The sequence below is a fragment of the Microbacterium sp. PI-SA-G genome, assembly GCF_057215335.1.
The window spans coordinates 2,639,875-2,666,352 of sequence record NZ_CM170103.1 but is presented as its reverse complement, the minus strand read 5'-3'; the positions used below and the strand labels follow the sequence as shown (position 1 = coordinate 2,666,352).

24 protein-coding genes are annotated in these 26,478 nt (G+C 69.8%); 10 read left to right on the top strand and 14 right to left on the bottom strand.

All coding sequences use genetic code 11. The annotated features are described in order from the left end of the window. Positions 1 to 46 precede the first annotated feature (46 nt). Positions 47 to 3,523: a proline dehydrogenase family protein gene (locus AC2D10_RS13115; protein WP_484708285.1), complete on the bottom strand. Its 3,477-nt coding sequence runs from the start codon at positions 3,521 to 3,523 to the stop codon at positions 47 to 49. A gap of 123 nt (positions 3,524 to 3,646) precedes the next feature. Between AC2D10_RS13115 and AC2D10_RS13110 the strand changes: the two genes are divergently transcribed. After that, a complete protein-coding gene (locus tag AC2D10_RS13110) occupies positions 3,647 to 4,555 on the top strand; it encodes a LysR substrate-binding domain-containing protein (RefSeq protein ID WP_484708284.1) in 909 nt (302 codons plus the stop codon). 46 nt (positions 4,556 to 4,601) lie between these two features. Here AC2D10_RS13110 and AC2D10_RS13105 read toward each other — a convergent pair whose 3' ends face one another. Together AC2D10_RS13105 and AC2D10_RS13100 are read right to left on the bottom strand one after the other, a co-directional pair. Then, positions 4,602 to 5,189, bottom strand: a complete 588-nt coding sequence (locus AC2D10_RS13105) for a nitroreductase family protein (RefSeq protein ID WP_484708283.1) — start codon at positions 5,187 to 5,189, stop codon at positions 4,602 to 4,604. 118 nt (positions 5,190 to 5,307) lie between these two features. Beyond that, positions 5,308 to 6,027, bottom strand: coding sequence for a FadR/GntR family transcriptional regulator (locus AC2D10_RS13100; RefSeq protein ID WP_484708282.1), 720 nt, complete (start codon positions 6,025 to 6,027; stop codon positions 5,308 to 5,310). A gap of 77 nt (positions 6,028 to 6,104) precedes the next feature. Between AC2D10_RS13100 and AC2D10_RS13095 the strand changes: the two genes are divergently transcribed. From AC2D10_RS13095 to AC2D10_RS13085, 3 genes are read left to right on the top strand one after another with little or no spacing between them, the layout of a single operon-like run. Then, the gene (locus AC2D10_RS13095; protein ID WP_484708281.1) at positions 6,105 to 6,998 is read left to right on the top strand and encodes a proline iminopeptidase-family hydrolase; all 894 of its coding nucleotides are present in this window, start codon (positions 6,105 to 6,107) and stop codon (positions 6,996 to 6,998) included. Positions 6,999 to 7,029: 31 nt separating this feature from the next. After that, the gene (locus AC2D10_RS13090) at positions 7,030 to 8,439 is read left to right on the top strand and encodes an APC family permease (protein WP_484708279.1); all 1,410 of its coding nucleotides are present in this window, start codon (positions 7,030 to 7,032) and stop codon (positions 8,437 to 8,439) included. Further along, entirely contained in the window at positions 8,436 to 9,365 is a 930-nt protein-coding gene (locus AC2D10_RS13085; RefSeq protein WP_484708275.1) for an acetamidase/formamidase family protein, read from the top strand. Before AC2D10_RS13090 ends, AC2D10_RS13085 begins: the two co-directional genes overlap by 4 nt. A gap of 25 nt (positions 9,366 to 9,390) precedes the next feature. Here the strand turns inward: AC2D10_RS13085 and AC2D10_RS13080 are convergent, their stop codons facing one another. Further along, complete coding sequence (locus AC2D10_RS13080) at positions 9,391 to 11,556, bottom strand: ATP-dependent Clp protease ATP-binding subunit (RefSeq protein WP_484708272.1); 2,166 nt, start codon at positions 11,554 to 11,556, stop codon at positions 9,391 to 9,393. A 50-nt stretch (positions 11,557 to 11,606) separates the two neighbouring features. Then, positions 11,607 to 12,821 (bottom strand): bifunctional phosphopantothenoylcysteine decarboxylase/phosphopantothenate--cysteine ligase CoaBC, encoded by a 1,215-nt coding sequence (coaBC, locus tag AC2D10_RS13075; protein WP_484708271.1) that lies wholly within the window; start codon positions 12,819 to 12,821, stop codon positions 11,607 to 11,609. A 55-nt stretch (positions 12,822 to 12,876) separates the two neighbouring features. Between coaBC and AC2D10_RS13070 the strand changes: the two genes are divergently transcribed. Together AC2D10_RS13070 and AC2D10_RS13065 are read left to right on the top strand one after the other, a co-directional pair. Next, the gene (locus AC2D10_RS13070; protein ID WP_484708269.1) at positions 12,877 to 13,581 is read left to right on the top strand and encodes an NRDE family protein; all 705 of its coding nucleotides are present in this window, start codon (positions 12,877 to 12,879) and stop codon (positions 13,579 to 13,581) included. Positions 13,582 to 13,638: 57 nt separating this feature from the next. Further along, positions 13,639 to 14,646 (top strand): LacI family DNA-binding transcriptional regulator, encoded by a 1,008-nt coding sequence (locus AC2D10_RS13065; RefSeq protein ID WP_484708268.1) that lies wholly within the window; start codon positions 13,639 to 13,641, stop codon positions 14,644 to 14,646. Positions 14,647 to 14,653: 7 nt separating this feature from the next. Here the strand turns inward: AC2D10_RS13065 and AC2D10_RS13060 are convergent, their stop codons facing one another. Continuing rightward, positions 14,654 to 15,634 (bottom strand): GlxA family transcriptional regulator, encoded by a 981-nt coding sequence (locus AC2D10_RS13060; protein WP_484708267.1) that lies wholly within the window; start codon positions 15,632 to 15,634, stop codon positions 14,654 to 14,656. An 87-nt stretch (positions 15,635 to 15,721) separates the two neighbouring features. Here AC2D10_RS13060 and AC2D10_RS13055 point away from each other — a divergent pair, with 87 nt between their 5' ends. Then, a complete protein-coding gene (locus AC2D10_RS13055) occupies positions 15,722 to 15,844 on the top strand; it encodes a hypothetical protein (protein WP_484708266.1) in 123 nt (40 codons plus the stop codon). 48 nt (positions 15,845 to 15,892) lie between these two features. After that, on the top strand, positions 15,893 to 16,381 hold the full coding sequence (locus tag AC2D10_RS13050; protein ID WP_484708264.1) for a hypothetical protein: 489 nt from the start codon (positions 15,893 to 15,895) through the stop codon (positions 16,379 to 16,381). On the opposite strand, the gene AC2D10_RS13045 is transcribed toward AC2D10_RS13050, so the two are convergent. Both AC2D10_RS13045 and AC2D10_RS13040 read right to left on the bottom strand, forming a co-directional pair. Beyond that, positions 16,366 to 17,595: a glycosyltransferase family 4 protein gene (locus tag AC2D10_RS13045; RefSeq protein WP_484708263.1), complete on the bottom strand. Its 1,230-nt coding sequence runs from the start codon at positions 17,593 to 17,595 to the stop codon at positions 16,366 to 16,368. The two genes, AC2D10_RS13050 and AC2D10_RS13045, sit on opposite strands and share 16 nt — an antisense overlap. Before the next feature lie 12 nt (positions 17,596 to 17,607). After that, positions 17,608 to 18,819: a glycosyltransferase gene (locus AC2D10_RS13040; RefSeq protein ID WP_484708259.1), complete on the bottom strand. Its 1,212-nt coding sequence runs from the start codon at positions 18,817 to 18,819 to the stop codon at positions 17,608 to 17,610. 125 nt (positions 18,820 to 18,944) lie between these two features. Between AC2D10_RS13040 and AC2D10_RS13035 the strand changes: the two genes are divergently transcribed. Further along, positions 18,945 to 19,532 (top strand): hypothetical protein, encoded by a 588-nt coding sequence (locus AC2D10_RS13035; protein ID WP_484708257.1) that lies wholly within the window; start codon positions 18,945 to 18,947, stop codon positions 19,530 to 19,532. Between the two features lie 132 nt (positions 19,533 to 19,664). On the opposite strand, the gene AC2D10_RS13030 is transcribed toward AC2D10_RS13035, so the two are convergent. Both AC2D10_RS13030 and AC2D10_RS13025 read right to left on the bottom strand, forming a co-directional pair. Then, complete coding sequence (locus AC2D10_RS13030; RefSeq protein ID WP_484708256.1) at positions 19,665 to 21,299, bottom strand: fucose isomerase; 1,635 nt, start codon at positions 21,297 to 21,299, stop codon at positions 19,665 to 19,667. Then, on the bottom strand, positions 21,296 to 22,810 hold the full coding sequence (locus tag AC2D10_RS13025; protein WP_484708253.1) for an FGGY-family carbohydrate kinase: 1,515 nt from the start codon (positions 22,808 to 22,810) through the stop codon (positions 21,296 to 21,298). Before AC2D10_RS13025 ends, AC2D10_RS13030 begins: the two co-directional genes overlap by 4 nt. Before the next feature lie 141 nt (positions 22,811 to 22,951). Between AC2D10_RS13025 and AC2D10_RS13020 the strand changes: the two genes are divergently transcribed. Continuing rightward, positions 22,952 to 23,143 (top strand): hypothetical protein, encoded by a 192-nt coding sequence (locus AC2D10_RS13020; protein WP_484708252.1) that lies wholly within the window; start codon positions 22,952 to 22,954, stop codon positions 23,141 to 23,143. A 22-nt stretch (positions 23,144 to 23,165) separates the two neighbouring features. On the opposite strand, the gene AC2D10_RS13015 is transcribed toward AC2D10_RS13020, so the two are convergent. The 4 genes from AC2D10_RS13015 to AC2D10_RS13000 all read right to left on the bottom strand — a co-directional run bounded on the left by AC2D10_RS13015 (position 23,166) and on the right by AC2D10_RS13000 (position 26,467). Further along, complete coding sequence (locus AC2D10_RS13015) at positions 23,166 to 24,152, bottom strand: LacI family DNA-binding transcriptional regulator (RefSeq protein WP_484708251.1); 987 nt, start codon at positions 24,150 to 24,152, stop codon at positions 23,166 to 23,168. A 70-nt stretch (positions 24,153 to 24,222) separates the two neighbouring features. Beyond that, the gene (locus AC2D10_RS13010) at positions 24,223 to 24,663 is read right to left on the bottom strand and encodes a DoxX family protein (RefSeq protein WP_484708250.1); all 441 of its coding nucleotides are present in this window, start codon (positions 24,661 to 24,663) and stop codon (positions 24,223 to 24,225) included. A gap of 59 nt (positions 24,664 to 24,722) precedes the next feature. Beyond that, positions 24,723 to 25,643 carry a dihydrodipicolinate synthase family protein gene (locus AC2D10_RS13005; RefSeq protein ID WP_484708248.1) on the bottom strand — a complete coding sequence of 307 codons (921 nt, stop codon included), beginning with the start codon at positions 25,641 to 25,643 and terminating at the stop codon, positions 24,723 to 24,725. After that, entirely contained in the window at positions 25,637 to 26,467 is an 831-nt protein-coding gene (locus AC2D10_RS13000; protein ID WP_484708247.1) for an SDR family oxidoreductase, read from the bottom strand. Before AC2D10_RS13000 ends, AC2D10_RS13005 begins: the two co-directional genes overlap by 7 nt. Between the last annotated feature and the right edge of the window lie 11 nt (positions 26,468 to 26,478).

Sequence of the window (26,478 nt, the reverse complement as noted above, 5' to 3'; positions counted from 1 at the left end):
CCCCCTCCTCGCTCTTCCGGGAGGAGGGGGACGACGCGCTGCTCGGCTAGATCACCGCGTCCGTCAGGGCGGTCGGGTTGCCGAAGCGGTGGTTCGTGATCGAGACGGCCTGCTCGTGCAGGAAGGGCAAGATCTCGACCCGTCCGGCGCCGGTCACCGCGTGCGACCAGACCGCGACGTCGGGCAGTCCGCCCAGCGCCTCGAACAGCGCCGCGGGCTCACCGCCGACCAGACGCACACGCGCCCAGCTGTGCTCGGCCTTCGACACGGCCTTGGCGTAGCGCTTGGCCCACGCGGCATCCTTCTCGTGCGTGATCGCCACACCCTGCGCGCGCAGCGCCTTCTCGATGCCCGACGGCAGCTTCGGCGACGACACCGTGAACGGGCTGCCGCTGCGCAGAGCCGCCGCGAGCACGCGGACCCCGTCGACCAGCGGGGTGCCGTCGGCGATGCGCACGTCGACCGCGACCGGACGGTAGCGGAACAGGTTGCGCTCCACGCCGAGTGCGGACTTGTCGCTGATCACGCCGAACTCTGTGGTCCAGGCCTGCTCGTCCGAACCCGCGGCGCGCTGCAGCCACTCGGACTCCACGGAGTCGAGGTCACTCGCCGCCGCGCGCAGCAGCGTCTCGACCGCGGGAGCCAGAGCGGCACCGGGCACCAGCGCGGGCAGCTCGGCCGGAGACCAGTCGCCCAGGCCGAAGAGGTAGTTCGGACCGCCGGCCTTCGCACCGGCACCGACGGCCGAACGCTTCCAGCCACCGAAGGGCTGGCGCTGCACGATCGCGCCGGTGATGCCGCGGTTGACGTAGAGGTTGCCGGCTTCGACACGGTCGAGCCACGTCTCGACCTCGGTCGAGTCGAGCGAGTGCAGACCGGCGGTGAGGCCGTAGTCGACAGCGTTCTGCAGACGGATCGCCTCGTCGAGGTCCTTCGCGTGCATGATGCCGAGCACCGGACCGAAGAACTCGGTCATGTGGAAGTACGAGCCCGCGCGCACGCCGGTCTTCACGCCCGGGGTCCACTGCTTGCCCTCGGCGTCGAGCTTCTTCGGCTTCACGAGCCAGCTCTCGCCCGCGCCGAGTTCGGTCAGCGCGGCGAGCAGCTTGCCGTCGGCCGGCTCGACGATCGGGCCCATCTGCGTTGCGGGATCGGCGGGGAGTCCGACGCGCATCGAGGCGACGGCGTCGACGAGCTGGCGTTCGAACCGCTTCGAATCGGCCACCGACCCGACGAGGATCGCGAGGGATGCCGCGGAGCACTTCTGCCCCGCGTGCCCGAACGCGCTGCGGGCGACATCGGCGGCCGCCAGATCGAGGTCGGCCGAGGGCGTGACGATGATCGCGTTCTTGCCGCTGGTCTCGCCGAGCAGCGGCAGGTCGGAGCGGAACGAGCGGAACAGTTGCGCGGTTTCGTACGCCCCGGTGAGGATGACGCGATCGACCGCGGGGCTCGAGACCAGGCGGGTGCCGAGGTCGCGCGAGGCGAGGTCGACGAGCGCGAGCAGGTCACGCGGCACTCCGGCGGCCCACAGCGCCTCGATCATCACCGCGCCGCAGCGCTGCGTGAGCTTGGCCGGCTTGATGACGACGCCCGAGCCCGACGCGAGGCCGGCGAGCACGCCACCCGCGGGGATCGCGACCGGGAAGTTCCACGGCGGCGTCACGACGGTGATCTTCGAGGGCACGAACTCGGCGCCCGACACGGCCTCGAGGTCCTTCGCGCGCTCCGCGTAGTAGTGGGCGAAGTCGATCGCCTCGCTGATCTCCGGGTCGGCCTCGGCGATCGTCTTGCCCGCTTCGTGCGCCATGATCTCGATCAGCTCTGCACGGCGCGCGGAGAGCTCGTCACCCGCGCGGTGCAGCACGGCGGCGCGCTCGGCGGCCGGGCGCGCGGCCCACTCCTCGGCGGCGACGGTCGCGGCGGCGAAGATCGCGTCGAGCTGTGCGGGCGTCTCGACGCGCGCGGCGGTGATCGCGTCGACGCCCAGGGTGGTCGTGACCGACCGGGTGAGGATCTCGCGACCCCACGTGCGGTTGGCGCCCAGCGCGGGATCGGTGTCGGGCTGGTTCGCGAACCCGGTGGTGGGGGTCGCGGCATCCGCCTCGGTCGCGCGGTTCTGCACGCGGTGTGATGCGGGCACCGAGCGATCGGCCTCGAGGGCGGCGAGCGAACGCTCGAAGCGCGTGCGCTCCCGCGTCAGCAGCGTCGGGTCGGATGCGAGCTCGAACACCGCCGACATGAAGTTCTCGGGGCTGGCGTTCTCTTCGAGGCGGCGCACCAGGTACGCGATCGCCACGTCGAACTCGGCCGGGTTCACGACCGGCGTGTACAGCAGCAGGCGGCCGACGTCCTTGCGGACGGCCTCGGCCTGACCCGTGGCCATGCCCAGCAGCATCTCGTACTCGACGAGGGGCTCGGAGCCGTCGGGCGCACCCTCGACGCCGCGCGCCTGCGTCAGCAGCCATGTGTAGGCGATGTCGAAGAGGTTGTGCCCCGCGACGCCGATGCGCACGGCGTCGAGACGCTCGGGGGTGAGCGCCCAGTCGAGCACGCGCTTGTAGTTGGTGTCGGAGTCCTGCTTGGTCGAGTAGGTCGCGAGCGGCCAGCCGTGCACGGCCGAGTCGACGTGCTCCATGGCGAGGTTCGCGCCCTTCACGACACGCACCTTGATCGGAGCGCCGCCCTTCGCACGGCGGGCCGCGGCCCACTCCTGCAGGTGCTGCATGGCACCGAGCGCGTCGGGCAGATAGGCCTGCAGCACGATCCCGGCCTCGAGATTCTCGAGTCCCGGCTGGTCGAGGATGGCGGTGAACGCCGCGATCGTCAGATCGAGGTCGCGGAACTCCTCCATGTCGAGGTTGATGAACTTCGCCTTGCCCGAGGCTTCGGCGCGCGCGGCGAGCTCGTACAGCGGGGTCAGGCGGGTCACGACGTCGGCGACGGCCTCGTCGAACGACCACATGGAGAGCTGGCTGACGACGCTCGAGACCTTGATCGAGACGTAGTCGACGTCGTCGCGCGCCAGGAAGTCGCGCGTGCCCTGCAGGCGGCGTCCGGCCTCGCGCTCACCGAGCACGGCTTCGCCCAGCAGGTTCAGGTTGAGGCGGTTGCCGCTCTTGCGGAGCTTCGCGATCGCGGGGCCGAGCTTGGCCGGGGTCGCGTCGAGCACGAGGTGGCCGACCATGGCGCGCAGCACGCGGCGAGAGATCGGCACGACGACGCCGGGGATCTTCGGCGCGAAGAAGCCGCCGGTCTTGATGGCGCTGCGCAGATACCAGGGCAGCAGCGCGGGGGTGATCTCCGAGATGTCGGCGAGCTTGCGTCCGGCGACGCTGAGGTCTTCGGGGCGCATGACGCCGTCGACGAAGCCGACCGTGAAGTCGAGGCCTCGGGGGTCCTTCAGCACCTCGGCCAGACGCTGGGCGGCGGGCTCGACGGGGTACGTCTCGCTCTCGGCCAGCCAGCGCTGCACGACGGCGGCGACCTCTTCGGTGCGGGGGGTGGTGTCGACGGCAGTCATCGGCGGAAAACCTCCAGGAGATCGCACACCTCGGATCGTGTGCGGCTGGATCATTGTCATCCTGGCTGGCAGGCGCCGTCTATCAACCAGTTCGCGTGCTTAGTGTTCAGTTATCCTGAACAGATGCTCGACGTGAACCGACTCCGGATGCTGGTCGAACTCAGCCGCCGCGGCACGCTGTCGGCGGTCGCCGACGCCCTCTCGTACAGCAAGGCATCGGTGTCGCAGCAGCTGAGCGCGCTGGAGCGCGATGTGGGCGTCCCCCTGCTGCGCCGCGTCGGCCGCGGAGTGCAGTTCACCCCGCAGGGCAACGTGCTGGTCGCCGAGGCCATCGGCATCCTCGATCAGCTCGAGCACGCCAGGGTCGCGGTGGCCGAATCGCTCACCGAGGTCACGGGCACGGTGCGCATCGCGGTGTTCCAGTCGGCGGCGCACTCACTGCTCCCCCGCGCGCTCGCGGGGCTCAGGGCACAGCATCCGGCCCTGCGGGTCGAGGTCACCGAGTGCGATCCCGAGACGGGGCTCGTGGGGGTGTCGAGCCGCGACTTCGATCTGATCCTCGCCGAGCAGTACCCCGGTCGCACCCGTCCGATCCACGCCGACCTCGACCGCATGGTTCTCGCGCACGACGCGATCGCCCTGGCGCGACGGCCCGGCACACCCGACACGACGGATGCCGCGGCGGCTCTGTGGGCGACGCGCGACGAGCCGTGGGTGCTCGAGCCCGAGGGCACCGCGTCACGCGCCTGGGCGGAGCAGCTCTGCCGCACCGCGGGCTTCGAGCCGGACGTGCGCTTCGAGGTCGCGGATCTGACCGCGCACGTGCGACTGATCCGCGCGGGGCTGGCGGTGGGGCTGCTGCCCGAACTCGTGTGGGCGGGCGAGACCCCGACCGTGGCGCTCACCCCGCTGCCCGAGGCGCCGCGCCGCGAGATCTTCTCGTCGACGCGACGCGTGTCGGTGGCCGCTCCCTCGATCCGCGCGGTGCGCAGCGCCCTGGCATCCGCCGCCTCGCACAACCTGCCGGACTGAGCGCGAGCCGCCTCCGGCTCAAGCGCCCAGCCGGGCGCTCGAGCTCTCAGGCGCTGAGGATCACGGTCTCGTCGATCGGGCGACGCACGCGCGGGGCGACCTCGCGCTCCTGCAGCACCTCGGGCAGCGTGCTGACGTCGCCGAACTCACCCACGGCGAAGACTGTCGTGGGCACGAAGCGCGCCTCGAGATCGGCGAACTCGCGCACGACCTCCGGGTCGAAGCCGCTCATCTGGTGCACGACGAGTCCGTCGTGATGCGCCTGCACCGAGAAGTGCGCGACAGCCTGACCGAGGTCGTAGAGCGCGTGCGTGATCGGGGTGCCGTCCGCGGCGGCGGTCTCGGCGACCGCGACGACCAGCACGGCGGCGTTGCGCGCCCACGTCTGATTGAAGCCGACCAGCGCGTCGACGACCTGTGCGTGCAGGGCGGTGCCCCGGCGCGCGACGATGAAGCGCCACGGCTGCGAGTTGTTCGCCGACGGGGCCCAGCGGGCGGCCTCGAGCGCGGTGGCGAGCTTGGCCTCGTCGATCGAGTTCTGCGCGTCGTAGGCGCGGGGGCTCCAGCGGGCGGCGAGGACGTCGAGGACGGGGTGCTCGGTCGGCGCGGTGCGGTCGATGACGGGAGTGCTCAAGGGAATTGCCTTTCGAAAGGAGTGGATCGGACTCCTTCGTCCGCGTACACGGGGAGGAACAGGTGCATGCACGCGCATATTCCCGCGCGACGGATGCATGACGCTGCACGTCAGCACGTCAGCGCGTCAACGCGCGGCGGCGTGCCGCCTCGAGGAGTTCTAGATCGATCTCGACGTGCCGCTGCGCGATTCGACCCGCGTCGTCGACGCGACCGTCGATGATCGCGGCGACGAGCTCCTCGTGTTCGCGTCCGGCGCGCTCCTCCATCGCCGGACGACTCGCCGAGTCTCCCCACGGATGCGCGGGAGCGACGATCGTGGACCGGCGTTCATGATCGAGCACGATCGCGGACAGCGTCTCGTTGTGCGCCGCCCCGATGATCGCCAGGTGGAGCACACTGTCGGCGTGTTGACGGGCGGCGCCGCTCTCGGCCCGGCGGAAGTCGTCGAGCCGGGACCGGAGCCGCACGATGTCCGCCTCCGTTCGATTGGCCGCCGCGAGGCGAGCGATCGCGCCGTGCAGGTGAGTGCCCGCGACGGCCGCATCGACGAGCTGGGGCCACTGGTCCTCGAGCCAGCGCGCGACCGCCGACACTTCGGAGGTCGGCCATTCCTCCCGCACGAAGGAGCCACCGGCCCGTCCGCGCTGCTTCTCGAGGATCCCTCTGCTCACCAGGCGATCGAGGGCTGCGCGCGTCGTGGTGCGGCCGACGCCGAGCGACCGGGCGAGGTCGCGCTCCGCAGGAAGGCGAGTTCCGGGCAGGAACTCGCCGATCGCCACGGCGGTGATGAGTCGGTCGGTCGTGCGATCAATCAAGGTGTCGTCGGTGTCGGTCATCGCTCCCAGTGTTACACCAGGATTAAATCACCGGAGAATTGGTTTACATAAGACCTTTTCGGGGCCACGATGTCTTCATGTATGTCTCTGAGTCCACCGCACTCTTCGATGACGGCTTCACCTGGTACCGGAGATCCGAGCCCGACGCGCCGCGCGACCTCGCGCCGCTCTTCGTCCTGCACGGCGGCCCCGGCATGGCGCACGACTACGTGCAGAACATCGCTCTGCTCGCCGACCTCACCGGCCGCACCGTCATCCACTACGACCAGATCGGCTGCGGACGCAGCTCCCACCACCCCGATGCTCCCGCCGAGCGCTGGACACCCGAGTACTTCATCGACGAGTTCCATTCGCTCCGCGAGCATCTCGGCATCGGCGAGTACCACGTACTCGGCCAGTCCTGGGGCGGCATGCTCGGCGCAGAGATTGCCGTACGGCGGCCCGATGGCCTGCTCGGTCTGATGATCTGCAACTCGCCCGCCTCCATGCCGTTGTGGATGAGCGAGGCGTCGAGACTTCGGGATGCTCTGCCACCCGCCGTCCGGGATGCCCTGATCGAGCACGAGACCGCGGGCACACTCGACGACGCCGCCTACCTCGACGCGACGCGGGTCTTCTACGAGCGACACGTGTGCCGATCCGTGCCCATGCCGCAGGACTTCGTCGACAGCGAGGCGCAGATGCTGGCCGACCCGACGGTTTACCACACCATGAACGGGCCGAATGAGTTCCACGTGATCGGCTCGCTGCGCGAATGGTCGGTGATCGACCGGCTGCCCCGCATCCAGGTCCCGACCCTGGTGGTGGCCGGCGAGCACGACGAGGCGACGCCCGCGACCTGGGAGCCGTTCGTCGACCTCGTCCCCGGAGCCGTCGGGCACGTGTTCCCCGATGCCAGCCACTGCGTTCATCTTGAGCATCCGGAGTCCTTCCGCGGCGTGATCGCCGATTTCCTCGCACAGCGTCCCTGAATCCGACACCTGCATTTCCGACAGGAGAATCATGACCACCACCGCCGCATCCGACGGCCAGCCTCGGCTGGAATCCTTCGGCTACAAGCAAGAACTCAAGCGCTCCGTCTCGACCTTCGACCTCGTCGTCTACGGACTGGTCTTCATGGTTCCGATCGCCCCCTGGGCGATCTTCGGAGTGGTGTTCAACGAGTCGAAGGGGATGGTGCCCCTCGTCTATCTGGTCGGACTCGTGGCGATGATCTTCACCGCGCTCGGGTACGCCCAGATGGCGAAGTCGTTCCCCCTCGCCGGATCCGTGTTCTCCTACGTCGGCCGCGGCACCCACCCGGTCGCGGGCTTCTTCGCCGGCTGGGCGATCCTGCTGGACTACCTGCTCGTCCCCACCCTGCTGTACGTCTTCGCCGCCTCATCGATGCGGGGCATCTTCCCCGAATCCCCCGAATGGCTGTGGGCCGTTCTCTGCGTGGCGGTCAACACGATCATCAACGTGCTCGGCATCGGCTCGATCACCGTCGCGAACCGCGTCTTCCTCGCCATCGAGCTCGTGTTCGTCGCGATCTTCGTGATCATCGCGGTCTCCGCACTCACGGGGCAGACCATCGAGGGGTCGTCGTTCTCGCTCGCACAGCTCTGGGACCCGGCAAAGGTGGATCCGCCGCTGATCGCCGCCGCACTGTCGATCGCCGTCCTGAGCTTCCTCGGGTTCGACGGGATCTCGACGCTCTCCGAAGAGACGACGGGCAAGCGGAACCCCGCGGGCCGGGCGATGGTGATCGCGCTGTTCATCGTCGCGACGCTCTTCATCCTGCAGACCTGGCTGGCCAGCGCCCTGGCCGCGGGAACCGTGTCGTTCTCGGAGGACGAGGTCAACAACGCGTTCTTCTCGATCGTCGCGCAAGCCGCCGGAAGCGGATGGGCGACGGCGTTCCTCGCAGTCAACGTCATCGCGGTGGGCATCGCCAACGCGGTGGCTGCCCAGGCGGCGACCTCCCGTCTGCTGTACTCGATGAGCCGCGACCGCCGGCTGCCCGCGTTCTTCTCGAAGATCAACTCCCGGCAGGTTCCGATCTACGCGATCCTGTTCGTGAGCGCCCTCAGCACGGTGCTGGTGCTGTTCTTCGTCGGGCAGCTCGATCTGATCGCCCAGCTCGTGAACTTCGGCGCGCTGTTCGGATTCCTGCTGCTGCACATCACCGTCTTCTGGCACTACATCGTGCGCCAGCGTTCGCGCAACTGGCTGCTGCACCTCGTCGTGCCGCTGTGCGGCTTCCTCATCATCGGCTACGTGCTGGTCAATGCCTCCGACCTCGCCAAGATCGGCGGAGCCGTGTGGCTCATCATCGGGGTCATCGTCTTCTTCGTCTTCCGCGTCCGTAACGGAGCGAACCCCGAGCCTCTGCTCGAGCACGCAGCGACGACCGAAGGGACAGCGAAATGACCGGAATCGATCACTTCCTCGGCAAGCACCTCGGACGACCCGGATTCCGGGCCGACATCGAGCCGGTGCTGCGGATTCACCCGGGCACGGGCGAGAGGATCGGGTTCGAGACGGATGACGCCGTGTACCGCGAACTCCACGACCATGGCGATCTCGCGGCCCTCGTCGCACCGATCAACCCGGTCACAGGACCGGTCTGGGTGACGGGAGCGAAGCCGGGCGACACACTCGCCGTGACCGTCCACGAGATCCGACTCAAGGACTGCGGCTGGTCGCAGAGCCTGCCCGGCGTCGGCGCGCTGCGCAACAGGATGAGCGACAGGGTCGAGTCGAGACGCATCCCGATCGACGAGACCGGAGTACACCTCACGGACCGGCACGTGGTGGCACCGCGGCCCATGATCGGCTGCATCGGCACCGCGCCCGCATCGGGCGTGCACTCGACCGTCATGCCGACGACCGCGCTCGGCGGCAACATGGACGTGACCGAGGCCCGCCCCGGTTCCATCGTCTACCTGCCGGTCGAGGTCGAAGGTGCGCTCCTCTCCATCGGCGACATCCACGCGATCATGAGCGAGGGCGAGTCCTCGTTCGTCGCGATCGAGGCGGAGGGCGTCGCGGTCGTCAGCATCGATCTGATCGTCGACCTGCCTTTGCGCGCGCCCCGCATCGAAACGCCGGAGGAGTGGGTCTTCGTCGGGCTCGGGGATCCGGTACAGGAGAGCATCACGCGCGGCTACGAAGACGCCTTCGACTTCTTGGTGACCGGGCAGGGATGGAGTCGGATGGACGCGTTCGCTGTGATGAGCGCGCTGGTCGACTCCACTCTGGGTGGCCCGACGGGATCGAGCGACCCCGATCCGCTGCATCCGTTCGCCGCGATCGGCGCGGTGACCCTGCACCGGCTGCCGAAGTCGGTGCTGTAACCCGACGACCCGTCGCGCGCCCCCGCTACGCCGCGCTCGTGAGCACCAGCCCCGACCCGTCGGCCGCCACGTCGACGCGCACGGTGTCGCCGTCGCGCACGCCGCCTGAGAGCAGCGCGGTCGCGAGCTTGTTCTGCACCTCGCTCTGGATCAGGCGTCGCAGCGGGCGCGCCCCGAACACCGGGTCGTAGCCCCGCTCGGCCAGCCACGACCGGGCGTCGGGGGTGACCGCGAGCGTGAGCCGGCGATCCCGCAGCCGCTTGTGCAGCTGGTCGATCGTGAGCTCGACGATCTGGGCGAGGTCGTCTTCGCTCAGAGCCGAGAACATCACGATGTCGTCGAGGCGGTTGAGGAACTCCGGACGGAACACCTGACGCACCAGCGCCATCACCTGCTCGCGCTTGTCGTCGGTCGACAGGAGCGGATCGATGAGGATCGGCGAGCCGAGGTTCGAGGTGAGGATCAGGATCACGTTCGTGAAGTCGACCGTGCGTCCCTGTCCGTCGGTGAGGCGCCCGTCGTCGAGCACCTGCAGCAGCACGTCGAACACCTCGGGGTGCGCCTTCTCGACCTCGTCGAGCAGGATCACGCTGTACGGGCGCCGCCGCACGGCTTCGGTCAGCTGACCGCCCTGCTCGTAGCCGATGTATCCGGGAGGGGCGCCGACCAGCCGCGAGACCGAGTGCTTCTCGCCGTACTCCGACATGTCGATGCGCACCATGGCGTGCTCGTCGTCGAAGAGGAACTCCGCCACGGCCTTCGCCAGCTCGGTCTTGCCCACGCCCGTGGGGCCGAGGAACAGGAACGAACCAGTCGGGCGGCCGGGGTCGCTGATGCCCGCGCGCGAGCGGCGCACCGCATCCGACACCGCCTTCACGGCATCCTTCTGCCCGATCAGGCGCTTGCCCAGCTCGGCTTCGAGGTGCAGCAGCTTCGACGCCTCGCCCTGCAGCAGACGGCCCACCGGGATGCCGGTCCACGCCGCGATCACGCCCGCGATGTCTTCATCGGTGACCTGCTCGTTGACCATGCGCTCTGCGCCAGCGCCGGTCTCGGGGTCGGCCTCGGAGCGCTCGGCCTCGACGAGTTCGCGCTCCAGCGCGGGGATCTCGGCGTAGAGCAGCCGCGACGCCTTCTCGAGGTTGCCCTCGCGCTGCGCGCGCTCGGCGTCGATGCGGGCGGCGTCGAGCCGCGTCTTCAGATCACCGACGCGGTTGAGCGACGCCCGCTCGCGTTCCCACCGCTCCTGCAGTTCGCGCAGCTTGACCTCTTCGGTCGCCAGATCGGCACGCAGCGTGGCGAGTCGCTCCTTCGACGCCGGGTCCTTCTCCTTCTTCAGCGCGAGTTCTTCGAGCTTCAGCCGGTCGACGTGGCGGCGCAGCTCGTCGATCTCGACCGGTGCCGAGTCGATCTCCATGCGCAGGCGCGAGGCGGCCTCGTCGATCAGGTCGATCGCCTTGTCGGGCAGCTGGCGGGCGGGCAGATACCGGCTCGAGAGGGATGCCGCGGCGACCAGCGCACCGTCGGAGATCGCGACCTTGTGGTGCGCCTCGTAGCGCTCCTTGAGTCCACGCAGGATCGCGATGGTGTCCTCGACCGTGGGCTCGCCGACGTACACCTGCTGGAAGCGGCGCTCGAGCGCGGCATCCTTCTCGATGAACTCGCGGTACTCGTTGAGCGTCGTCGCACCGATCAGACGCAGCTCACCCCGGGCCAGCATCGGCTTGAGCATGTTGGATGCCGCAACCGACCCCTCGCCGCCGCCCGCACCCATGAGCACGTGCAGCTCGTCGATGAAGGTGATGACGCGGCCTTCGGACTCGGTGATCTCCTTCAGGACGCTCTTCAGCCGCTCCTCGAACTGGCCGCGGTACATCGCTCCGGCGACCAGGGCCGAGATGTCGAGCGTGATGAGCTCTTTGTCCTTGAGCGACTCGGCGACGTCACCCGCGACGATGCGCTGCGCGAGCCCCTCGACGACGGCGGTCTTGCCGACGCCGGGCTCGCCGATCAGCACCGGGTTGTTCTTGGTGCGTCGGGTCAGCACCTGGCTGACGCGGCGGATCTCGCTGTCGCGCCCGATGACGGGGTCGAGTTTGCCCTGCCGCGCGCGGTCGGTGAGGTTGATGCCGAACTGCTCGAGGGGTGACTGCTGGTCCTGGTTCTGGGTGCCGGTCTGCGGGGTGGCCATCTGTTCCTCCTGAGGAGACTCCTTCAAAGTTGAGTGGTTATGACTCAAGTTTAGCGCATGCCGACCACGGCGTTCCAGATCACCCCCGCGACCTCGCGCTTCGTTCCGGCGGCCTCCGCCACGACGGCTCCCTCGGTCCCGATGATCTCGACCGCATTGTGCGCCGACTCGAACCCGTGCTCCGCGTCGGCGAGGTTGACCGCGAGCAGGTCGACGCCCTTCCGCTCCCGCTTGTGCCGCGCGCGCTCGCGGCGATCTTCGACGTCGGTCAGCGTCTCGGCGGCGAACGCCACGATGGTCTGTCCGGCCGGCGCGCGCCCCTCGGTGCGTGCGACCGCGAGGGCGGCCACCACGTCTTCGGCTTCGACGAGGTCGATGCGGGTGAGGCCGCCCGTGGCCTTCGTGATCTTGTGGTCCGCCGCCTCGGTCGGACGATAGTCGGCCACGGCTGCGGCCATGATGACGACGTCGGCCGTGGTGGCGGCATCTTTCATCGCCTCCGACAGCTCGGCGGCGGTGCCGACGCGCACGATCCGCAGACACGGATGCTGCGCCGCCGCCAGCACGTCACCCTCGACGTGCGCGGCGACGAGTGTGACCTTCGCCCCGCGGGCGGTGGCTTCGGCGGCGAGCGCCACTCCCTGCCGTCCGCTGGAGCGGTTGCCGAGAAAGCGCACGGGGTCGATGGGCTCGCGCGTGCCGCCCGCCGAGACGACCACGCGCAGACCCACGAGGTCGCGTGGCCGCAGCAGCGCGAGCGCCGCGTCGAAGATCTGCTCCGGCTCCGACATGCGCCCCGGCCCCGTGTCGCCGCCGGCGAGCTCGCCCTCAGCGGGGCCGACCAGCTGCACGCCGCGCCCCCGGAGCGTGGCGATGTTGGCCTGAGTGGCCGGATGCCGCCACATCTCGGTGTGCATCGCGGGCGCGATCAGCACGGGAGCCATCGTCGCGAGCAGCGTCGTGCCGAGCAGGTCGCTCGCGAGCCCGGCGGTCATCGACGCGATCGTGTTCGCGGTCGCCGGCGCGACGATCACGAGATCGGCCGCCTGACCGAGTGCGACGTGCCGCACCCGCGCCACGTCGTCGTGCACGCTGGTGGTGACCGGATGCCGACTGATCGCCTCCCATGTGGGCAGTCCGACGAACCGCAGCGCGTCTTCCGTGGGCACGACGGTCACCTCGTGCCCGGCCTTGGTGAGCAGGCGGACCAGGTGGACGGTCTTGTACGCGGCGATTCCGCCCGTGACTCCGACGACGATGTTCACCCTCTCGATTCTGCCGCAGCATCCCTCCCGTCGGGCCCCGACCTAGGATTGCCGTGTGTGCACCGTCGTGATCGATGTCGAAGATGCCGCGTCCGCACGACTGCTGGCGGTTCGCGACGAGGACCCGCTGCGCGAGTGGGACGGCCTGGGACCGTGGTGGCCCGCTCGGTACCCGGGTGTCATCGGCATCCGCGACCGGCGCGCGGGCGGCGCCTGGCTCGCGGTGAATCCCGCGCAGCGGCGCCTCGCGGTGCTGCTGAACCGGGCCGACGTGCAGGACCTCGCCGGCGAGGCACTCTCGCGCGGGTCGCTTGCGCTCGAGTCGGTCAGCGGACGATCGCCGACAGGCCCCCTGCCGATGCACGGCTTCAACCTGCTCGAGGTCGGGCCGGAGGGCGCCCGCGTGCTGTCGTGGGACGGCGTCGAGCTGCGCGAGACACAGGTCTCGCCCGGCACGCACATGATCGCGCACGATGATCTCGACGACGCGGTCACGCCGCGCATCCAGACGTGGCTGCCACGATTCCGCGCGATCGGGCCCGCCGCGGATCGACCGGAGTGGGCCGCCGACTGGATCGCCCTGCTCGCCGAGACGACGACCCTCGACCCCGAGGACGATCGCGCGATCATCCGCGACAACCGTCCGCACGGCTACCCCACGCAGTCGCTGCTGTACGCCACGGCATCCGTCACGCCCGCCGGGGTCGACGTGCACGACCACGCCCTGCCGTCGCCGGCGCACTGGGACGGTACTGCGTAGTCATCCGCGGCACGGCGGCGTCTACGATGGGAATTCCGGCCCGGAGGAGGACCGCCCATGCCACCCAGATCGCGCGGAGTGACGAGCATCGATGTCGCCAAGGCGGCCGGGGTGTCGCAGACCACCGTGTCGCGCATCGTCAACGGCCACGAGGGCGTGTCGGAGCGGGTGCGCGAGAAGGTCGAGGCGGCGATCCAGCAGCTCGGCTACCGCCCGAACCTGAGCGCGCGCAGCCTGGTGACCAGCCGCACGCACACGATCGGGGTCGTGCTGGGCGACCCGCGCAACAGCTACTACGCCGAGCTGCTGCACACCATCAGCGATGAGCTCACCCACGCCGGGTATCGCGCGCTCATCCTCAGCGGTCGCGCCGACACCACCGAGGACCTCGCGAGGACGCTGTGGGAGACGAACGTCGACGCGGTGATCCTCACGACCACGCTCCTGCCGCCCGACGACGAGGGGCGCATCGTGTCGCTCGGCGTGCCCTCGGTCACGATGGGACCGGGTACCGCGCCCGAGACCGCGACGATCTCGCCCGACAACCTCGAGGGCGGTCGCCTCGCCGGTCGCCACCTCACCTCTCTCGGCCACCGGCGCATCGGCGTGATCGCGGGCCCGCTGACCGCGGCATCCGTGCGCGACCGCCACGAGGGCTTCCTCGCGGAGCTCGCCGCCGCGGACGTCAGCTTCGACGACGCACTGCTCGAGGTCGCCGATCTCGACTACGCCCGCGCCTTCGACGCCGCGACCCGCCTGCTCCAGCGCGCAGACCCGCCCACCGCACTGTTCTGCCACAACGATCTCGTGGCGTTCGGCGCCCTGAATGCGGCGACGGCGCTCGGCGTCCGGGTCCCCGATGACGTCTCGATCCTGGGCTTCGACGACGTGGCCATGTCGTCGTGGGAGTCCTTCGACCTCACCACCGTGCGCCAGCCCATCCTCGACATGGCCCGCGGCGCGGTCGAGCTCGTCCTGGCCCTGCTCGACGATCCCGCGCAGGAGCGTGCGCACGTACTGCTCCCCTGCACCCTGGTCGAACGGTCGACGACGCGCGCGCTGTGAACCCGACTCAGGCGGCGGATTCCTCCGCCGCGATGTCGTCCGCGCACGAGAAGCGCGCCCGGTAGGCCGTAGGGGTCAGCCCCAGCACCCGCGAGAAGTTCTGCCGCAGCACGGCCGCTGACCCGAAGCCGCACTCGTCGGCGATGTGCTCGAGGGGCAGGTCGGTGCGCTCCAGCAGGCGCTGCGCATGGATGATGCGCTGGCGCGCCAGCCACGCGGCCGGGGTCGCGCCGAACTCGGCCTTGAACCGGCGCGCGAAGGTGCGCGGCGACATCAGCGCCCGGGCGGCGAGCTGATCGACGCCCAGGTCCTCGCGCAGATGCTCGACGGCCCAGTCGGTCACTGCGGCGAGCGACAGCGTGGGCACGACCGGGATCGGGCGGTCGATGAACTGCGCCTGGCCGCCGTCGCGCTGCGGGGGCACGACCATGCGCCGCGCGATGCGGTTGGTCAGCTCGGCCCCCAGCTCCTGGCGCAGCAGGTGCAGGCAGGCGTCGATGCCCGCAGCAGTGCCCGCGCTGGTGATGATCTTGCCGTCCTGCACGAACAGCACGTCGGGGTCGATGTCGATCTTCGGGTACATCTCGGCCATCACGTCGGAGTACATCCAGTGCGTGGTCGCGCGGCGCCCGTCGAGCACGCCGGCGGCCCCCAGGATGAACGAGCCGCTGCACACGCTCATCACCCACGCGTCGCGCGCCACGGCGTCACGCGCGACGTCGAGCACCCGCGGGTCGATCTGCCCCCAGTGCGAGCGCGGAAGCGGGCAGAACACGACGAGGTCCGCCTCGTACGCGAACGACAGGTCGTGCTCGACGTTCACCGAGAATCCGATCTTCGACGGCACGACACCGGTGTGCGGGGCCACCACGCGGAAGTCGAAGTTCGGCACGCCGTCATCCGATCGGTCGAGGCCGAACGCCTCGCAGGCGACGCCGAACTCGAACGGAGCGAACCCGTCTTGGATGATGCAGGCGACCGTCTTCATGCGCGCTCCTGAGGTTGGCAGTTTTCCTTCGTTCGGAGTCTAACCTGCCACTCGTGACGGATTCCAGTGGATCGTAGCGTTTCTGCCATGATCCTTCTTCTTCTCCTCGCCGCCCTCGCCGTCTGGGCCGGCGTCGCCACCGTGATCGAGCTGCGGCGCGACGGCTATCGCCAAACGCCCACCGACTGGACCCGCGTCACCGACCGCTGAGGCCTCTTCCCCTCCCGGTCCGGCGAGCGGCCGACTACGCTCGTCGGCATGAGCGAGCCGCAGCAGCCTCCCGTCCCCACTCCCCCGTACGCGGCCCCTCTCTCGGCCCAACCCCAGCTCCCGGCCCAACCCCAGCATCCGGCCGGCCACCAGTACCCCGCCGGTCACCAGATCCCCGCGCAGCCGCCCTTCGGGGCACCGCCGCAGCATCCCGCCGATGCGCGCACGCGCAACCCGCTCGCGCGCACGGCCCTCATCATCGCGGTCGCGACGTTCGCCGTCGGGCTGCTGTTCTCGATGCTGACGCCCTACCTGTACGGCGCCTTCGACTATTCGACGCTGGGCTTCGGCTTGATCGGCACCGTGAGCGGTCTGATCACCCTGGGCGGGTCGGCGGCGGCACTGACCTTCGGCATCATCGCGGCACGTCGCCCGGGGTCGACGCTCGTCAGCGGAATCGCGATCGGCGTCGCCGGAGCGCAGGCCGCCGGAATCGTGGTCGGCTGGTTCTCGTCGCTGCTCTACAACTTCTTCTGAGGCGCGACGCGCTCGTAGACCTCGATCATGGCCGCCGTGCGCGATGACTGCCGGAACCCCTCGACCACGGCCTGGACGGGCGTCGGCGCGGTTCCCGCCACGATGTCGGATGCCGCGTCGCGCAGCGTGCGCGCGAGGGCAGCGACCCGGCGGGGCTCCGACGCGTCGGCATCGGGCACCGCCCAGAATCCGCCGCCCAGCTCGGCCGCGATGTCGGGATCGCTGATCACCGACGGCGTGCCGAGCGTCGCCGCCTCGAACGGCGTCATCCCCTGCGTCTCGAAGCCGATCGAGGTCTGCACGAGGGCGTCGGCCGCCGCGATGCGCGCGAGCGTGTCGGCGTAGGTGAGGCGTCCGGCGAAGTGCACGGTCGGATGCCCGGCCGTGATCTTCTCGGCGGCGGCGCGCTGCCCGCCTCCGCCGATGACCTCGAGATCGGCATCGACGCCCGACGCGACGAAGGCGTGCAGGAACGGAAGCAGCCGCTTCTCGGGGCTCATGCGTCCGAGCCACACGAAGCGCGGACGCCCGGGTTCGCGCTCGGCGGGAGCGGCAGCGAGCGTGGCGTCGCGCACGTCGTCGTCGATGCCGTTCCAGATCACGTCGACGGTGTCGAAGACTCCGTGCTGCTCGAGACGCCGGGCGAAGTGCGTCGAGGGGGCGGTGACCGCCGACGCTCCGACGGCGAGTCCGCGCAGGAATGCCCAGCCGTCGGTGCCGCGGCCAGGCGTGCGGTCGGGCGAGCCCACACCCCGCATCGCCGCGCGGCGCCACAGGTTGAGCACGGCGAGCACCGGGCGGTGCAGGGGGGTGACCGCGGCGATGCCCACGTCGACGCGATTGTGCATCGTGTGCACGACCGGGATGCCGTGGCGCTGCGCATACCGGTGGCCGATGAACGCCCCCCAGAAGTCGGCCTGCACGTGCACCGCGTCGACGGAGGGACGCCGGGTCATGGCGCGGTCGAGGAATCGGTCGGTCGCGCGCCCCGGCCACGTCATCGAGTACTCGCGATCGAGCGTGATCGGCATCGAAGGCAGATCGACGTTCCCCGCAGCCGCCGGGCCCGTCGCGGCACGCGAGCCGTGCATGCGCGGCGCGACCACGGTCACCGTGTGGCCCGCACGTTCGAGGAACTCCCGCTGCAGCCGCATCGACACCTGTGCACCACCCAGCGAGTCGAGGTGCTGGTCGCCGAAGAAGACGATGTGCATGGCGGTGTCCGCCTAGGCGGGAAGCGGCTGGTCGCGGTACAGCGCCTCGAACGTGTCGAGCGTGCGGTTGATGTCGTGGATGGCGACGCCGTCGAGCGAGGCCTGCTGCATGCGGGCATACTCGGCGGGCTCCGCGGTGAGCACGTCGGTCAGGCGCGCGGCGAGCTCGTCGGCGTCACCGGGCGTGAACAGGTACCCGTTCTCGCCGTCGTGCACGAGGTGCGGGAGGGCGACCGCATCGGCCGCGACGATCGGCAGCGCCGAGGCCATCGCCTCCATGGTCGCGATCGACTGCAGCTCGGCGATCGACGCGATCACGAACAGACTCGCGCGCGACAGCAGGGCACGCAGCTCCTGATCGGTGGTGCGGCCGTGGAAGGTCACGCGCTCGGCGAGTCCGAGCTTCGCGGCGAGGTTCTCGAGCTGCTTGCGCTGGTCGCCGCCGCCGACGATGTCGAACGTGGTCTCGAGCGCGGGGTCGAGCTTCGTCATCGCGTGCAGGATGACCTCGACCTGCTTCTCAGCGGTGAGGCGCCCGACGAAGATGATGCGGTTCTTCTCGCGCGGGGCGATCACCGGGGTGTACTGCGTGCGGTCGATGCCGCAGCTGATCGGGATGACTCCCTGCACCGAGACCGTCTGCTCGAGGAAGTCGGCGGCCCGGCGCGTGGGCGTGGTGACGGCGCGCGTGAGATCGAAGGTGCGCTTGGCGTCAGCCCAGGCGAACTTCAGGATGAGTTCGTCGACGAACTTCGGGAATGTGCTGTGGTCGAGGATGTTCTCGGCCATGACGTGATTGGTGGCGATCACGGGGATGCCGCGGTCGTGGGCGATGTGCGCCAGTCCTCGACCGATCACGATGTGCGACTGGATGTGCACGACGTCGGGCTGCACGCTGTCGAGGATCTGCCGGGCGTAATGCTTGGTGCGCCACGGCCACACGAAGCGCAGCCAGTCGTGCGGAGCCCACCGCACCGACGGCAGACGGTGCAGCGTCATCGGCTCGCCCTCGATCACCTCGGTGCGCGGCTGTGCGCGGCGGTACGCCTGGTTCGGGGCGACGACGTGCACGTCGTGCCCGCGCTGCACGAGACCGGCGGCGAGGCGCTCGGCGAAGCGGGCGGCGCCGTTGATGTCGGGGGCGAAGGTGTCGCATCCGAGCAGGATGCGAAGCGGTCGCTCTCCGGTCGCGGGAGCACTCGGATCGGGGGAGAAGTCAGACATGCTGCCTTACGGGTGACGGCGGCCAAGGAAAGCCCTGGTCGGGCGCTGGCCACTCTACCGGAGGGGTCTGCCTGCGCGGCTGAGGCGTACCGGCATCCTTCAGCTCATCCCCGTAGCGTGGGGTCATGCGACTGAGTGCCGACGCCGACCCCGCTCTGTGGATCCCCGTGACGGAATCGCTGGGCTGGCGCGGACGGCGCCATCGCAAGGCCGCGATCCGGATGCTGCTCGGACAGGCGAACACCGCGCTCGGACGGACGGAGCGCCCCGGCTCGCGCTTCGGCGCCTGGGCGATGAGTCAGGCCGCGCCGTTCATGATGAAGCAGGCTGACGGTCGGGTGCTGGTGTGGACGTGGAAGGCCGAGCCCGAGCTGATCGTGGCGATGGCGACCGCTCAGCAGCTCACGCCCGACGTGCGCATCGCCCGAGCATCCATGCCGATGGACTACGACGACACCGTCTCGTTCCCGACGCGTCTGGGCGCCGGCGAGAAGCTCGTGGTGCCGATGCCGGAGGCGCCAGCCGCTCCCCCGTTCGCGACCTACACGTGGGACACCGGCACGCACCTCGTGACCCTGACCGCGGTGTGCAGCGACCGCGAGCGCTTCGGAGTGCTGTCGGGTGCGCTCGACGATCTCGCGCGCAGCATCCGCATCGCCGACGACCTCTCGGGCGGCGAGTCGCCCGACGTGCTGCGCCTGCCGCCCGCCTGATCTCGGCTGCGCGCCCGCGCATGACGGAGGGGATCGGCGCAAAGGAGGGACCTCACGCCGGATCCCTCCTCCGCACTGCCGATCCCCTCCGCACTGCCGCAGCACCGCCGCGCCGCGCCGAGCGCATCGGCCTCAGATCGCGACGTCTCCCACGAGGTTGACCTTGATGCCCATGCCGGCGAACATCGCGGCCTTGGCGATCAGCGCCTTGTCGGCGGTCTCGGCGTCGGGCGCGTAGACCGTCTGCGCGTGGTTGGCCTTGTGGCGGGCCATGAACTGGTCGCGCGAGATGCCGTGCAGCACCACGTGCGCGATCGGCCACTCCGGGTTGGTCGCGTCCTTGCGGCGCTGGGTCTCCTCCTCGGGCAGCTCGACGACCGAGGCGCGGAAGATGTCGGCCTGCAGGATGCCGTCGGCGATGAACACGCGCGACAGCACCAGCTCGCCCGGCTTCGAGACGCCGTTGATCGTGGCGCCGCCCGCGGGGAAGAACACGTGCCCCTGACGCCAGCCCTCGGCGTTCTGCCATCCGCCGAGGTGCGAGGCCGGGACCGAGCCCGAGATCTCGTACACCCAGACGAACTGTCCGTCGTAGTCTTCGCCCCAGCGCACGTCGTGCAGGGTGTTGTCGGGCACCAGTCCCATGGCGCGCCACACGCGGTCGGTCACGAGTGCGTCGACCGCGACACCCTCGTCGGCTTCGTTGAAGTGCGGGAAGGCGCGACCCTCGTGCAGCACACGCGAGCCGTCGCGCGAGGTGACGGGCGGACGCTCGGTGGAGTTCAGGATGCCCTCGGCCAGGTCGGACGCCGGGACCAGGTCCTTCAGGCCCTGCTGGTACTGGATGCCGACGGCGTCGAGACCGAAGTCGTCGGAGATGCGGAGCGCGGCGATGTACATCTTGAGCTGCCACTGCACCTGCTCGCGCGTGAGCTCGGTGGCGGCATCCTCGCCGTAGCGGAAGGTCATGCCCGCCTCGATCAGCCAGTCGTAGGCGGCATCCGCCTCGTCCTCCGAGACCTCGAGCATCTCGGCGTACAGTGCCGACTGCGACAGACGCTCCTTGTAGATGCCGGTCCTGTTGAGCAGCTCGTCGTCGAAGATCGCGTTGTACATGCCCATGCAGCCCTCGTCGAACACGCCGATGATGGCCTTCTCGGCGAGAAGTTCGGCGGCGAGCGCCTCGCCCAGCTGCTTCTCGGGGCTGTCGGGCAGCTCGGGCAGTGCACGCACGTGCGAGGCGTCGTGGGTGATGGCGCCCGTCTCGGTCCACTCCCTGATGCCGTTGGTGAACCACTCGTCGCGGAAGTCGACCGACCAGATCGTGGCGTACGGCTTGTCCATCTTCGTCAGGCCCGCGTTCAGACCGAGGAGCCCGACGAGTCCGGGCCAGTCGCCGGCGAAGTTCGCGACGGTGAGGATGGGGCCCTGGTGGTCGCGCAGACCGGCGAGCACGTGGTGGGAGTACTGCCACACGGCCTCGGCGACGATCAGAGGCGCGTCGTTGGGGATGTTCTTGAAGACCTCGAGCCCCATGCGCTGGCTCGAGATGAAGCCGTGGCCGGTCTCGGGGTCGACCTCGTTGGCGCGGATGACGCTCCACCCGAGCTCCTCGAACACGCCGGTCACGCCGGCTTCGAGCTCGACCTGCACGGGCCAGCCGCCCGTGTTGGCGGCTTCACGCAGATCGCCCGAGGCGATCAGGTAGGCGGTCTTCGGCGCGGATGCCGGACGAGATGCCGGGGTCGGCAGCGTGTACGTGGTCATGATTCCTCCGGTGTTGGGGTCGGGGCGGCACCGCGCTGCACGGCGGCGAGTTCGTGGACGACGTCCTTCGTGCCGGCGTACAGGCGCACGTACCGGTCGAAGAGGGTGTCGTACTGCGCGCGCAGCGCGGGGTCGGGCGTGATGGTCTGGGCGACCGGGTTCCAGTCGGTGATCACCGGAACGGCGCCGTGGCCCGCCGTCGCGGTTGCCGCGAGGAACGCGGCGCCGTAGCTGGCGCCGATGGTGGTCGCGGGCACCTCCTGCACGAGGCCGGTCACGTCGGAGACGATCTGCAGCCACAGCTGCCCCTGCGTGCCACCGCCCACGGCGACGATGCGGCGGATGTCGGCCCCGGCCGCGCGCATGGTCTCGACGTTGTGGCGCACACCCAGCGCGGTCGCCTCGAGGGCTGCCCGGTAGAGATCGCCTCGGGTGTGTTCGAGGGTGAGGCCGGCGATCACTCCGCGGGCGTCGGGGTCCTGGATCGGCGTGCGCTCCCCGGCGAAGTACGGCAGGACCAGCAGGCCGTTCGCGCCCGGACCGGATTCGGCGGCCTCGGCGAGCAGCTGCGGGTAGTCGGCGCCGGTCATCCCCTTCAGCCAGGCGGTCAGGGCACCGGAGGTCGAGAGGCCGCCCGCGAGATTCCGCGTTCCGGCGAAGGCTCCGGCCGTGGTCCACATCGAGGTGGTGCGCAGCGTCTCCTCGCCCGTGGCCACCAGGAACATGGTGGTGCCGTACATCAGCATCAGGTCGCCGACCTCGTGCGCGCCGACGCTGACGGCCTCGGTCCAGGCGTCGACCGTGCCCGTGATCACCGGGGTTCCGACCGGGATGCCGGTGGCGGATGCCGCGTCGGCGGTCACCGCGCCCGCGATGTCGCCGGCCCAGGCGAGCGCGGGCTGGGCGATCGGCGCGGCGTACCGCTGCCAGAACGGCTCGTGCCACCGCTCGTTCTCGATGTCGTACAGCGGCGAGACCTGGCTCGCGGACTGGTGGTCGAGCACGTAGGCGCCCGTGAGCTTGTGCGCCAGCCAGGAGGCGGGCATGAACAGTCGGCGGGCGCGCGCCCAGGCATCCGGCTCCTCGTCGGCGACCCAGGCGATCTTGGGTCCGCCGGCCTGCGAGGTGAGGGTCGATCCGCCGATGCGCGTGATCTCCTCGACGCCGAGCTCGGCGGTCATGCGGGCGATCTGCGCGGTCGAGCGGGTGTCGACGCCGTAGAGAATGGCGGGGCGCACCGGCTCGTCATCCTCGTCGGCGAGGAGAATGCAGGGGCCCATGCCGCTGACGCCGACGGCGACCACCTCGGCCTCGGGATGGGCCGCCAGCAGGTCCCGGGCGATGGCGACGAACTCGTCCCACCAGACGTTCGCGTCCATCTCGACCCAGCCGCTGCGGGGGCGGCTGACGTCGTGCGCACGGGTCGCCGAGTGCAGGATCGCGCCGTCGGCAGCGACCAGCACGCCCTTGCTGCTGGATGTGCCGATGTCCACCCCGAGGGTGCAGCGCATGGTGTCCTCCTCGAACCGGAGCGCGGAATCCGAACCTGACCGCCACTGTACGCGAAATCGATTTCACGATGCAAGAACACCTGCACCAAACCCGACCGGAATACCGTGACAATCTGGGCTTTCCCTGCACAGAATGGAGCCATGGAATTGTCTGATCCCCAGGTATGGACCCTGATCGGCGTCTTCACGACGATGATGCTCGGCGGCGTGCGCGCCGAGATGAACGCCCGCCTCGATGCCATTGACCTCCGACTCACCCGCGTGGAGACCAAGGTCGACGACTTCGACAAGGAGCTCACGAACCTCGCGACGCGGTTCTGGCGCTCGCAGTGAGCGGCGGTGCGGGTAGGGCCGGTCAGGCGCGCTGCAGGCTGGCGGACTGCACCTCGTTGCGCAGCACCACGGTGCGCGAGGGCTGGACATCTCCGCCGATGCGCTCCAGCAGCATCCGCGCGGCGGTCACGCCCATGTGCCGAGCAGGCAGCCGCACGACCGTGACGGCCGTGGGCGAGAGGGTCGTGAACGGCAGGGATCCGATGACCGCGACGCCCACCTCCGGCGGGGTGAGCCCGTGCTCCGTCAACACCTGGATGGCGCCGACGCCGATGAGGTTGTTGCCGGCGACGACCGCATCGGGCGGCTCGGGCAGCGCGAGCAGCTTCTCCATCGCGGCGCGTCCGCCGTCGACACGGAACGTCGCGAAGCGCGCCAGCTCGTCGAGGTCGAGTTCCGGGTGCGCGGCGCCGAGGGCCGCCCGCCAGCCCGCGGCACGGTCGGCGGCGGTGTCGATGTGCTCCGGCCCTCCGATGTACGCGATGCGGCGGTATCCGGCGTCGATCAGGTCTTTCGTGGCCGAGGTGCCCGCCGCGCGATTCGCCATCACGACGCCGTCGATGTCGTACGCGGTGCTGCGGTCCACCGCCACCACCGGGCGTCCGGTGGCGAGGATGCTGTCGAGGTCGGACTGCTCGTCGGCGGTCGCGATGATGACTCCCGACATGTGCTCGGCGATCGCGATCCGCAGGTAGGTCGCCTCCTTCTCGAGCTGCGCGTCGGAGTTGCACAGCACGACCGAGTACCCGGCCTCGGATGCGACGTCCTCGACCCCGCGGGCCATCTCGGTGAAGTACGGGTTCTCGATGTCGGGGATCACCAGTGCGATGACCTCGGAGCTCTGTCGCCGCAGGTTGCGCGCAGTGCGGTTCGGCGTGAAGCTCAGCTTCTCGGCCGCGTCGCGCACCGCCGCTACCTTCTCCTTCGACACGCTCGTGCCGTTGAAGACACGCGAGACCGTGGCGGGAGAGACTCCCGCCAGCTCTGCGACGTCGTAGATCGTAGCCATGTGCAAGCAACAGTAGCGCGCTCGCGCCGCTTCTCGACCGCCCGAGTGAAATCGATTACACCCGCACGGCTCAGCTGAGCCAGGCGGGGGCGCGTCCGCGCAGGAATGCACCGTCGATCGAGAACCGGCCCGCACCCGTCAGCGCGAGCGCGAGAGACGCAGCCCCCAGTACGGCGACGAACTCGTAGCCGCCGCCCGCGACCCAGAGCCCGGCCGACAGGTGCACGAGCACCAGGGCGACCACCATGTCGACAGCGAGGAGAATGCCGATCGGCCGCGTCAGGAAGCCGAGGATCAGCAGCACGCCGCCGATCAGCTCGAGGAAGGCGACCAGCGGTGCGGCGAACTCCGCCAGGGGCACGCCCATCTCCGCGAAGCTGCCCACGGTTCCGGGGATCGTGTACTCGAAGACCTTCTGGGCGCCGTGTGCGGCGAAGATCGCACCCACGACGATGCGCAGAACGAGGAGTCCCAGGGAGGCGGCGGCAGAGGTGCGGGTTCTGTTCGTCATGCCCCCACGCTATTGAACCGATATTTCGGTCACCTGAGTGCACCTCAGCGGAGTGCACCTCAGCGGAGCGCATCCTCCTCGGCGGTGACGGCGATGTGCGCCTGCAGGCGTTCGTACACCTCATCGAGACGAGCGCGCCCGGCGTCATCCAACGCCGGCAGCGGCGACCGGCACTCGCCCAACGCCACCGAGTTCTTGCCGTTCAGGTACTTCGCTGCGCCGAAGACGCCGACCGCGACCATCGCCTCGACGGTGTCGTTGATGCGCACCTGCACGGCGCGTGCTCCGGCGAGGTCGTTCGCCTCGAACCGTCGTCGCAGCGACCGGAACAGGTCGATCTGCAGCGCCACGGTGGTGCCGATGGCTCCGCGTGCTCCGATCGAGAGCGCGGGCAGGTAGAACTCGTCGAACCCGTTGATGAGCGTCACCGCGGGGTAGCGCTGCACAAGGCGCTCGGCGCCATAGAGGTTGCGTGAGGTGTGCTTGACGCCCACGACCTGCGGCAGCTCGAGCAGCTCGTCGAAGCCGCCCTCCGAGATGTCGCGCCCGGTGAACTGCGGGATGTTGTAGAGCACGAACGGCACATCGACCGCGTCGATCACCCGTCGGAAGTGCCGCACGACGTCAGCGGTCGCGTAGCCGTAGTACAGCGGGGGGATCATCGAGATCGCGCCGACGCCGGAGTCCTTCGCCGCGCTCGCGATGCGGATCGCCTCGCCGGTCGACATCGCGCCGACGTGCGACACGACCGGCACGCGCCCAGCCGCGGCGGTGACCGCGGTCTCGGCGATCGCGATCCGCTCGGCCGCCGACAGCAGCACGCCCTCGCCCGAGGAGCCGCAGACGTAGAGTCCTTCGACGCCGCGGCGGATGTCGCTGTCGAGCATCGCGGCGAGCGCCTCGTGGTCGACGCTCTCGTCGGCGTGCATGGGGGTGACCGCGGCCGTGAACAGACGGTCGCCGAGCAGGTCGGTCACCATGCGGTCCACCCGCCGTCCACGACGAGGTTCGAGCCGGTCACGTAGGTCGACGCCTCCGACGCGAGGAAGAGCAGCGCGCCGTTGAACTCGTCGGCCTCCGCCATGCGCCCGATCGGCATGCGGGCGGTGTAGTTCGCCTGGAACGTGGCGTCCTGCGTGTCACGACGCACGCCCGACGGCGTGAGCGTGTTGACCCGGATGCCGGTGCGCCCCCAGTACGTGGCGCAGTAGCGCGTCAGGTTGTACAGGCCCGACTTCGCCGCCGAGTACGCGACCGGCTTGATGAACGGCACCCCGGTCTGCTCGCCCTTGTAGGCGTAGATGTCCTGGATGGGCGAGAGCATTCCGTAGATCGACCCGACGTTCACGATCGACCCCGACAGCCCGGCCTCGCGCATGCGCCGACCGGTCGCCTGCGTCACCAGGAAGGTGCCGACCAGGTTGGTGTCGACGACCTCGCGGAACACCTCGACCGGGAAGTCCTCGAACGGTCCGGAGACCTCGGGCGGCGCGCTGGGCTGCGTGTCGATGCCGGCGTTGTTGACGACGACGGTCGGTACCCCCCAGGTCGCGACGATCCGGTCGAGACCGGCCTCGACGCTGGCCTTGTCGGTGATGTCCATGGTCACGGCGAGCAGCGTGCCGTCGTCGTCGAGGCCGAGCCGGGCGGCCGGATCCTCGACGGCGTTGCGCGAGGTCACGGCGACCCGAGCCCCGCGGGCATGGAGGGCTTTGACGAACTCCGCCCCGATCTGGCCGAAGCCGCCGGTGACGAGCACCACCTTCCCGGCGACCGAGAACAGCGGATCGAATCCTTCAGACATATGTCGATACT

What these genes read in the sequence shown, in the direction of transcription:
- AC2D10_RS13080 (WP_484708272.1), bottom strand. Translation starts at nt 11,556, where the DNA reads ATGGCCACCCCGCAGACCGGCACCCAGAACCAGGACCAGCAGTCACCC.
- AC2D10_RS13035 (WP_484708257.1), top strand. Translation starts at nt 18,945, where the DNA reads ATGCGACTGAGTGCCGACGCCGACCCCGCTCTGTGGATCCCCGTGACG.
- AC2D10_RS13045 (WP_484708263.1), bottom strand. Translation starts at nt 17,595, where the DNA reads ATGCACATCGTCTTCTTCGGCGACCAGCACCTCGACTCGCTGGGTGGT.
- AC2D10_RS13090 (WP_484708279.1), top strand. Translation starts at nt 7,030, where the DNA reads ATGACCACCACCGCCGCATCCGACGGCCAGCCTCGGCTGGAATCCTTC.
- AC2D10_RS13025 (WP_484708253.1), bottom strand. Translation starts at nt 22,810, where the DNA reads ATGCGCTGCACCCTCGGGGTGGACATCGGCACATCCAGCAGCAAGGGC.
- AC2D10_RS13040 (WP_484708259.1), bottom strand. Translation starts at nt 18,819, where the DNA reads ATGTCTGACTTCTCCCCCGATCCGAGTGCTCCCGCGACCGGAGAGCGA.
- AC2D10_RS13010 (WP_484708250.1), bottom strand. Translation starts at nt 24,663, where the DNA reads ATGACGAACAGAACCCGCACCTCTGCCGCCGCCTCCCTGGGACTCCTC.
- AC2D10_RS13030 (WP_484708256.1), bottom strand. Translation starts at nt 21,299, where the DNA reads ATGACCACGTACACGCTGCCGACCCCGGCATCTCGTCCGGCATCCGCG.
- AC2D10_RS13100 (WP_484708282.1), bottom strand. Translation starts at nt 6,027, where the DNA reads ATGACCGACACCGACGACACCTTGATTGATCGCACGACCGACCGACTC.
- AC2D10_RS13095 (WP_484708281.1), top strand. Translation starts at nt 6,105, where the DNA reads ATGTATGTCTCTGAGTCCACCGCACTCTTCGATGACGGCTTCACCTGG.
- AC2D10_RS13005 (WP_484708248.1), bottom strand. Translation starts at nt 25,643, where the DNA reads ATGGTGACCGACCTGCTCGGCGACCGTCTGTTCACGGCCGCGGTCACC.
- AC2D10_RS13085 (WP_484708275.1), top strand. Translation starts at nt 8,436, where the DNA reads ATGACCGGAATCGATCACTTCCTCGGCAAGCACCTCGGACGACCCGGA.
- AC2D10_RS13115 (WP_484708285.1), bottom strand. Translation starts at nt 3,523, where the DNA reads ATGACTGCCGTCGACACCACCCCCCGCACCGAAGAGGTCGCCGCCGTC.
- AC2D10_RS13015 (WP_484708251.1), bottom strand. Translation starts at nt 24,152, where the DNA reads ATGGCTACGATCTACGACGTCGCAGAGCTGGCGGGAGTCTCTCCCGCC.
- AC2D10_RS13060 (WP_484708267.1), bottom strand. Translation starts at nt 15,634, where the DNA reads ATGAAGACGGTCGCCTGCATCATCCAAGACGGGTTCGCTCCGTTCGAG.
- AC2D10_RS13110 (WP_484708284.1), top strand. Translation starts at nt 3,647, where the DNA reads ATGCTCGACGTGAACCGACTCCGGATGCTGGTCGAACTCAGCCGCCGC.
- AC2D10_RS13020 (WP_484708252.1), top strand. Translation starts at nt 22,952, where the DNA reads ATGGAATTGTCTGATCCCCAGGTATGGACCCTGATCGGCGTCTTCACG.
- AC2D10_RS13065 (WP_484708268.1), top strand. Translation starts at nt 13,639, where the DNA reads ATGCCACCCAGATCGCGCGGAGTGACGAGCATCGATGTCGCCAAGGCG.
- AC2D10_RS13050 (WP_484708264.1), top strand. Translation starts at nt 15,893, where the DNA reads ATGAGCGAGCCGCAGCAGCCTCCCGTCCCCACTCCCCCGTACGCGGCC.
- AC2D10_RS13000 (WP_484708247.1), bottom strand. Translation starts at nt 26,467, where the DNA reads ATGTCTGAAGGATTCGATCCGCTGTTCTCGGTCGCCGGGAAGGTGGTG.
- AC2D10_RS13055 (WP_484708266.1), top strand. Translation starts at nt 15,722, where the DNA reads ATGATCCTTCTTCTTCTCCTCGCCGCCCTCGCCGTCTGGGCCGGCGTC.